Source organism: Sulfolobus sp. B1 (genome assembly GCF_007050195.1).
Classification (GTDB): domain Archaea; phylum Thermoproteota; class Thermoprotei_A; order Sulfolobales; family Sulfolobaceae; genus Saccharolobus.
On record NZ_QIMI01000076.1, the window covers coordinates 1 to 8,256 of the forward strand.

Consider the following 8,256-nt stretch of genomic DNA (forward strand, 5'->3'; position numbering starts at 1 on the left):
AACATAGGCTAGCAAGCATGGACTCACACTTCACATGAAACTCAACAGGGAACACGATAACGAGATGGCTAAAAATATTCTTCAACACAATTTACTCGAAATCTATTGGCATAAGTTAGAATATGGGGGGTGGATGAAATTGTTGTCCACATACAGTTTAACTTTCAGAAAACTTGTCGTCTCCTCTTTTCCAAACCACTTTACAATCGGTTTTTCTCTTTATCATTAAGACTCTATGCATTGGGATTATTGTATCATCATTTAAATATATGTAGTTTCTATCTATTTTGTCAATGTTTTCAAAAGGTATCTCACTTATACCTGTAGAGCTTATCCTATCTTTGATTATTAATACGTATTCGCTTATCCTTTCTTTTTCTTTCCAAATAACTCTATTTATGGCATCTCTTATATTCATTGAATTAGAGTTGGAAAAAGTTATTTTTAAGCTGATGCTACTAATTGATCTATCTTCTTCATAAGTTCTGACTCTACATGAACATTCCACAGCATTTCCGGAACATCTACAACTAGAAATAATTCAGAAAGTAATAGTACCTCAATAGCTGTAACAGCTAAGTTCTGTATCCACTTCCCTATTCCTGCCGTTACTTTCAATCCTTGAGGTGTATTCTCAAAGGTGAAAGTTAGAGCTCTATCTGCAGCTATAATATCGCGTAGTATACCTCCCTTTTGTGCTTGTAAAATTGCCTTATTTCCTTCTACTTTTTGTTGTACTTTCCAGCCGTTGCTTTGAAGATATGTTGAGAATTCATTTACTAATTTGTTTACGTCTACTTGTTTAGGATAAATTTTTTCCTTTTTAAAAGGATTCATATTAGTATTGTATAATATTCATATTTAAAATTTTTCGTAAGTTCATCAACGGTAAAAGGTTATCTTTTTATTACTATTTCTCTAATTTTTTATAAATAGTTTTATTGAAGCAATTGGTTTTCTTCAAGAATACTTTTTAGACTTGAGTATAGAATTATTTTTAAACAACCATAAGATTCTGATCGCTTACAATAATACGAAATCTTAACGTAATAACAACTGTTGTATATGCGAAAAGTATAATAGTGAAATAACACATTAACATAAATGATATAAATTTTACTTACTACTATACAAAAATTCCGATATGGTTAACATCCGTCCCTAGAAAATTACTTTAAAATAATACGTATCATAACTACCAGTGAATATTTGTGTTTCCGACTTCCTCCCCACCATGAGTGGCGAGGCTTTCATCACTTTGTGAAATTTAGAAGCCCTGAATAAGACTTTTAACGCTTAATGTAATATTTCATTATACATGATAAACCTACTAATATTAATTTCACTATTTTTAGTTGCATCTTTAATGGTAGCAATCATAGTTATAATACTATATTATATGGAGAAAATAAAGACGTACATTGGAGTTTTCTTCATATATTTCTCTCTTGCAATGATGCTTACAATGTTTATAGGTGCATCGATATATCTTTTCTCGCCATCATCAACTTCTTTGGCTATAGCTTTCGGAGTTAACATGGCAATAATGATTTCCGCTTTGGCGTATTTTTTTATAATAGCTGAAGAAATTGCTAAAATAAGATTTAATGGTCAAAGGATACATGTAGTATTTTTCTCAATATTAGTAGTAATAAATGAAATATTAATGGGGACTACGTTCGGATTAGCAGAATTCGGGAGTGTACGCTTTTCTACCCCTTATGATGCATTCTATAACTCCGTAAACAGTTATTGGTTCTTCTACCCAATGATGGCTGAAATGTTAGCGTTTTATCTCATTCACTACTTAAGAGGATTAACGTTTAGAGAGATCTTTCCATTAATAGGAGTAGCGGCATTTCCACCAACTGCTTTCAATTATACAGATTGGTTCTACTCTGCTGTTGTATTATCATTAGGATTTTCAGCTTTAGGAATATTATCATCTAAGCGATTATTACGATATATTTACTCTGCACTAGCTTTAACGATATTACTAACACTTATCAATCCTATTCCGTATGATGCACTTATTATAACATCAATGATAATATATTATAATTATATCTTAACTTCCACACTAACCAAACATTGAGGTTAGATTAACATAATCTGGTAAAATCTTATTCGTACCAAACTTATTTAGCCTCAGCTCATCAACACTATGTTTATCTACCTCTTCTAACATTTTCCTTAAACTACCAATAATGCTTAACTTATATTGTTCATCTTCATTAAATTCCACATCCCTATCAGAGTGATAATATGGGATTAGATCATCATTGTAAAGTACTACAGCCGGAATACCATGTTGAATAAAGCTAAAGTGGTCTGAGAAAGGTGTTGGCATTTCTATCCTTTTTAGCTTAAAATATTTAGAGAAATCCCATAAGCTAGGTATTGCAGAGAAGACAACTCTATTAGGAAATAACGCGTCTAAAACTATTGCAATACTTACACCATCCTTAGGATACTGAAATGAACCAGCACAGCACCTAGGACCTTCCTCTGAAGAGAAGAAGACTACTTTCATACCATGATTTCTTACCATTATTTCTTTACTATAAATAAGAGAAAGTAAAGTATCAACGGAAAACAAATTATCATGATAGCCGGTTAGCCAATGATCTATATGAGCACCAATTAAAATATAATCGTCTTTTCCTTCTCTCAATTCTACTTCAAGATTGTAAGATATAGTATCTTTTAATTCAGATTCAGCCTCTATTTCTATCACAGTTCCCTTTTCTAGCTTTTGGGGTATCATCAAGATGGGGATATTTACATCTCCTAAAGTGATCCTTCTCTTTAAAGAGTTCTCATAAAATATTAGTGCTTCTGCTCCTTGCTCTATTGCCACCTTGTACAGATCCTTTACCTTAAAAGGATGATTTGGAAAAGAAAATTGCAAAATATTACTACCCACTCTCCCCTTAACACTTCCACGAGAATAGGGAAATAACGTAAAGTCTTCAACTTCTTTATTATTAATCAAGAGTTTCTGAAACTTTATAGCCCATTCCTTCGTGTTTACTGGTAATTGTCTAATGCTTATTCCCTCATCAAACTCTAGGCTATCCTTTATCATTTTTAGTGCTTTTTTCTCCTTTTCTGAGCCGTGGATTATTTCACCTAACCTATATATTTTGGACGTTAACTCTAGCACAAAATTAAGCTATCAAAATATATTAATAAACATTTTTGAACATGTTCATGATTTCAAGAAACATTTATAATTTTGTTACTTAGTTGTATTTCAATGATATTGATATCTGCAATCGGATTTGAGGAAAAATTTCTCGTAAGATGCTTTCTTAGGAATGGTAAAAATAACATAGATAAGGTTATATTAATTAAACCTGAGGGAGAGGAGAATCCTAAGACTAGGGAAGCAATAAATAATTTTAAGAAGCTACTAGATGAAGCTTCTATACCCTTAGAAATCTTAGAGGTTAATCAGCTTGACCTAATATCTACAATTGTAAAAATATCTAAGAAAATATTATCTATAAAAAAGAGAGATTTCTTACTAAACTTGTCAAGTGGCATGAGAATATTAAATTTCGAAATATTGGCTACGTTTTTAATGTTAGGATATGACGCCAAGGTTGAGATTGAGGCAGAAAACCTAACTGGTGTCGTTACGTTCGAGTTAAAGGAAATAGTAAATGATGAGCTAGACGAAAAGGAAGTGGAAATCATAAATGCAATAAAAGGTGGTCATAAGAAAGTCAGAGATATAGCAAAGGTAACGAATATACCACTGTCTACGGTATCAAAGAAGATTAATAATTTAGCTGAAAAGGGTTATTTAGAAAAAGGAAAGGAGATAAAATTAACCAAGAAAGGAGAAATAATATCACAAGTATACTAGGAGGGAAAGTTTTCTCCTATTACCTTACCGTTTAATTCTATTATAAAGAACACTACTATGTAAGGATATCCACCATAATTTACGTTCAAAACACTATCATTAGTCGGAACCACTATGGGTAGTCCGTATATATAAAATGAGTTATTCAAAAAGTTCTCAGTGGCATTGAACATCACTGGTAAGGACTGATTAGTAAATGAGAAGTTTAAAAGAAATGGCGGAGAATATGAGGAAACATTGTATGTTATGTTAAGTATGATAGGCAAATTAGTGAATTCCCCTTCAGATGCGTTATACTCAATATTAAACGAAGATAAGTTTAACTGGTTAATTGAACTTCCCTTTAAGAGCACTGATACGTTCATATCTAGCCATCCTAGAAATATTTTTGATCCTCCTACTCTCATGAAATTGTCACTGCTATAATTATAGTTAATACTATATACATAATAGTAATAATATAGATAGCTATTACCAATTGAATGTATTTTTTCCACGTTATTAATCGTTGGCTTAACCCATAATTCACTATAATTTCCTACTATATAATACCCGCTCTGATTAGTTACATTATAAGTGTAAACTGTCATACTTAATGGAACATAACCGCTCTCACTGACATTGATATTAATCACATATCCGTCAGGATAATTAACTGGACCATAAGAATAGTAATTGTAAGTTGTATTGTAATAAATATGAAAGCTCCCAACTGGTTGAGATTCTAGCAGTCCATTCTGATAATAGTTAGCATAAACGGTACCATTCCAACTAGCCTGACCAGCATAAATCAAATAAACCTTATTATCCCTTATATCGACTGCCTTAATTACAGTAACATTTTCGAAATACTTAACATTAACGGTATAATAATTTACCACAATTCTGGTCGGAGGAGTACCAGTAGGCGGAATTGTACTATTAAATAATGGAGGCGTTTTATTGTATATTAACTCTACACTAGTGACATTTTTAGGACCTAACAGATTTGAAGAACTGCTTTTTATAGTCAATATACTATCGTTACCTATTTGAAAAACAGTGTAATTTTGGCTCGTTTCTCCAGCTTGTAACGTCTTAGTGGATGGGGGGAATAGGACTAAACTAAAGGTAGAGCCACTCTCAGTGACAAATATTATTTGACCTGTGGTAATGTTAGGTCTTATAACTATTGCTTGACCGGGACTTAAAACTACTCCTTGCTTAGTTATAGATCCGTTAGTGAATATCACTAAACTCTTCACGGGAAACATACGATATAATCCATTGAAGGAATACTCAAATACGTTTGTAATAGTGTAAACTCCTTCCATGTCAAGTAGATAAACATGAGGTATAAACGATATTGTGTTATTCTTTAATTCCTCAACCACCCAGTAATAACCGACTTTAGCTTTGGAAAGTATTTGGTTATTTTCTACATTTTGAGAGCTTAAATATTCTCTTTCATTTTGGGCGTTAAAGATGATAACTCCAGTGACAACTGAAAATAAAATGATAACAACTATTGCTAAAGCAATTAATCCAAGAGTATCCTGCATCTATGATAAAAATATACATTAAGAGAGTATAAATATTATTATTTTTCTTTCAACTATATAGAAAATAGTTTTAGTATTATAGGCTCTAACACGTTAAAGAAGTGGACGGAAAGTAAGGCTATTGCTAAAGTTATAGTTGGTAATATCATGTACTTCACAGTTCCGTATAACGCCTTAGTAACCAATAATCCTATCGTAAATGAAGACATGAATATGAAAGAGAACATCTCTAGTAAGTTAATTGGAGATAATATTACTTGACTAATTATGTTAGGAAATTGTATACCGAAAGTACCGGGAACATCAAATAAGGTAAAAGAACCCATAATCACTACTGAAATTAATATTGTAGCGATTAGAAGTATGGGTGTTAAAACTCCTAAAACTTGATACGCTCTCATTCTTGAAAATGCCTCCCTCTTAGATTCGATAAAGTTCTGGGTAAACTCAGTTAAGTACTCTAAAAGATCAGGTCTAACGGCTCCACTCTCTATTAGTATTTGAACTGTAGATAAGGCAAACTTTCCTAGCCAACTACGTGTTGTAATTTTAGCTCTAGTTAAAGGTATTCCCATGTTGTTTTGCCTTACAAGTTCATTTAAAACCCTATTAAACTCAGCCCTATATCTCTTCTCTTCTGCTAAAGTTCTTATAGCCCTAACCATATCATAACCTATCTTCCTAAACTCAGTAACATCACGCAAAAATTGGGGAAGTGAGGCTTCTACATCACTTATCTCCTTAACTTGTTTATATGAGAATATTGTAAATAATAAGCTAAAAGTAAATAAACTTAATCCAATTGTGTAGAAAATCTTTCCTATAAATACTTCTACAATACCACCTATTACGAATGATGCTAAGAACGCTATGAGAACTTGAATAATACTTAACCTTATATCGTCCATATACCTAGGTCTGTTAGCAGTCGTTATAGCGTAAAGAATTGTGCCAAACAGTATGGGTATTACGAGTAGAAACACTATTACAGCACCGTTCGTGAAAAAGGCTAAGGCTATAAGAAACATCGGAAAAATTAGGAATAATATCACTATTAATTCACCAAGAAAGGCTGTCCTTTCTGAATAAACTCTCCACCTAAATTGTAACCAATTTAAAAACTCTCTAGCTTTTTGAAAAAGATAAGCCTCAATCTCACCTCCACTTCTGATTATTGAAGTATATCCAGCTAAAAACCACGAATAGTCCCTGTTTAGCGTTATTCTAGCTCTGTGCTCTAAAGCGTCTAAAGGAGATTTCCCAAAGAAATCTATATCCCTTAAGATTAGTAATGCTTCCTTCCTTATGGCTTTAAACAATGGAAACTCTACGACTTTCTTCATGGCTTCATAAATGTTACTCCCCCCAGCTGAAATTATTGTGATTAGAACAACAAAAAATGGTAGTTCATCTTGTAGATTATCTCTCATCTCTCTTGCTCTGCTTTTGTAAGCCTGGTCTGGATAAAGTAGAAAAATTATAGGGACTAGGAGAAGTACGAAAGGAATAGGAGAGAGTAAGGCTAATGCCAAGGCAATTGATAACGGGATAACAATTAGTAATGATATTAGAAAGTAAGCTGTAAAGCTAATTCCTATTTGCAGTGGGCTCTTTAAATCTGCACTAGCGTTAACATATCTCTCAATTCTACGCCTTATCCAATACGCTAGATTACTTAATCTACTACTAGTTATTATTCTAGATTGAAGTATAGTTGAAATCGGAACTCCAGCTTCATACTCACCTCTAACCCTAGTGTAATTAACAGTAAACGTAATAGCTAAGAGTACAATTCCTCCTATGAAAAGCCCTAGTAACGAGGCCTGCAATACCAAAAGAAATCCCAAAGCATCGCCAAGAGCTACTGAAGAGCTTATCACAATATATCTAAATAAACTGGAGAAAACGTATAGGAAATGACCCTTAAAAAGAGTTAAGATTAAGTCTAATACTCCAGAAAGTATCACTAAAATTAAATCGTATGATACTATATTAGCAAATTTTAATTTTCCCCCTCTATCCAATACTATCACCGTTTACGTAATACCTTACTAAAGCCTTAGCTAACTCATCATAGTCTGATATACCCTTTTCACCTAATCTCCTCAAAAGTAAGATCCTCCTATCAATTTCTTCATATAATCTTTCCTTAGTCCAACCTAACAATTCTCTCGCCTTATCTAATTGAACACTATTTAACTCCTCTGGACTATTTGGTATGAAAAAGTCCTTACTATAATCGTACTTAAAGATCTCCTTAAAATCATTACCAACGTTCTCAACTATCGATACTATTTTCCTATTAGCTTTTTTGTTTCCATGCTCTTCTATTCTCTTTATTGAAGCGACGACTGAGATTAATTGTCTAAACTGTTGTGAAAGATCTGGACCTAATAACCCACTTATCCTAGTTATTACATCAACATGATTTGAGCCGTGAAAGGTCGTGAGTCCCCCATGACCACTAGCCACAGCTTGCACTAACCATTCTATTTCTTTACCTCTAACCTCTCCTACGATTATATAGTCTGGTCTATACCTCAGTGAAAGTTTAACTAGATCATAATACGTAATCTCCCTCCCACTACCATAAGAAGATGGTCTAGTGTAGAACTGAATCCAATACTTATGCGGAAGTTTCAGCTCTGGTGTATCTTCAATTGTTAAGTATTTTGATAGAGGGTTGAGGAGCATTAGCAATGAATTTAATGTGGTAGTCTTTCCACTTCCAGTTGGACCTACCAAAAACATAAACAACTTAGCCTCAGCTATTATCCATAAATAAACTGCCATTAATTCACTTAACGTATTATACTTGTATATTAGATCAACTATAGTTAA

Annotated in this window: 8 protein-coding genes; 2 read left to right on the forward strand and 6 right to left on the reverse strand. The window is 32.8% G+C overall.

Annotated elements, in window-relative coordinates; all coding sequences use genetic code 11:
• Positions 1 to 157: 157 nt before the first annotated feature.
• Complete coding sequence (locus DMP16_RS06280) at positions 158 to 418, reverse strand: RNA repair domain-containing protein (protein ID WP_069283529.1); 261 nt, start codon at positions 416 to 418, stop codon at positions 158 to 160.
• 26 nt (positions 419 to 444) lie between these two features.
• Entirely contained in the window at positions 445 to 837 is a 393-nt protein-coding gene (locus DMP16_RS06285; protein WP_069283530.1) for a hypothetical protein, read from the reverse strand.
• Between the two features lie 481 nt (positions 838 to 1,318).
• Between DMP16_RS06285 and DMP16_RS06290 the strand changes: the two genes are divergently transcribed.
• The gene (locus tag DMP16_RS06290) at positions 1,319 to 2,095 is read left to right on the forward strand and encodes a hypothetical protein (protein WP_069283532.1); all 777 of its coding nucleotides are present in this window, start codon (positions 1,319 to 1,321) and stop codon (positions 2,093 to 2,095) included.
• Here DMP16_RS06290 and DMP16_RS06295 read toward each other — a convergent pair.
• Positions 2,081 to 3,166 carry a M28 family peptidase gene (locus DMP16_RS06295; RefSeq protein WP_069283534.1) on the reverse strand — a complete coding sequence of 362 codons (1,086 nt, stop codon included), beginning with the start codon at positions 3,164 to 3,166 and terminating at the stop codon, positions 2,081 to 2,083. The two genes, DMP16_RS06290 and DMP16_RS06295, sit on opposite strands and share 15 nt — an antisense overlap.
• Positions 3,167 to 3,259: 93 nt before the next feature.
• Between DMP16_RS06295 and csa3 the strand changes: the two genes are divergently transcribed.
• A complete protein-coding gene (gene csa3 / locus DMP16_RS06300) occupies positions 3,260 to 3,874 on the forward strand; it encodes a CRISPR-associated CARF protein Csa3 (protein WP_083216377.1) in 615 nt (204 codons plus the stop codon).
• Here csa3 and DMP16_RS06305 read toward each other — a convergent pair.
• From DMP16_RS06305 to DMP16_RS06315, 3 genes are all read right to left on the reverse strand, one after another.
• A complete protein-coding gene (locus DMP16_RS06305; RefSeq protein ID WP_069283535.1) occupies positions 3,871 to 5,415 on the reverse strand; it encodes a hypothetical protein in 1,545 nt (514 codons plus the stop codon). The two genes, csa3 and DMP16_RS06305, sit on opposite strands and share 4 nt — an antisense overlap.
• 53 nt (positions 5,416 to 5,468) lie before the next feature.
• Positions 5,469 to 7,448 (reverse strand): type II secretion system F family protein, encoded by a 1,980-nt coding sequence (locus tag DMP16_RS06310; protein WP_231961107.1) that lies wholly within the window; start codon positions 7,446 to 7,448, stop codon positions 5,469 to 5,471.
• Positions 7,432 to 8,256 (reverse strand): type II/IV secretion system ATPase subunit (locus DMP16_RS06315; RefSeq protein ID WP_185957830.1); only part of this gene is annotated, 825 nt, incomplete at its 5' end. The genes DMP16_RS06310 and DMP16_RS06315, both read right to left, overlap by 17 nt.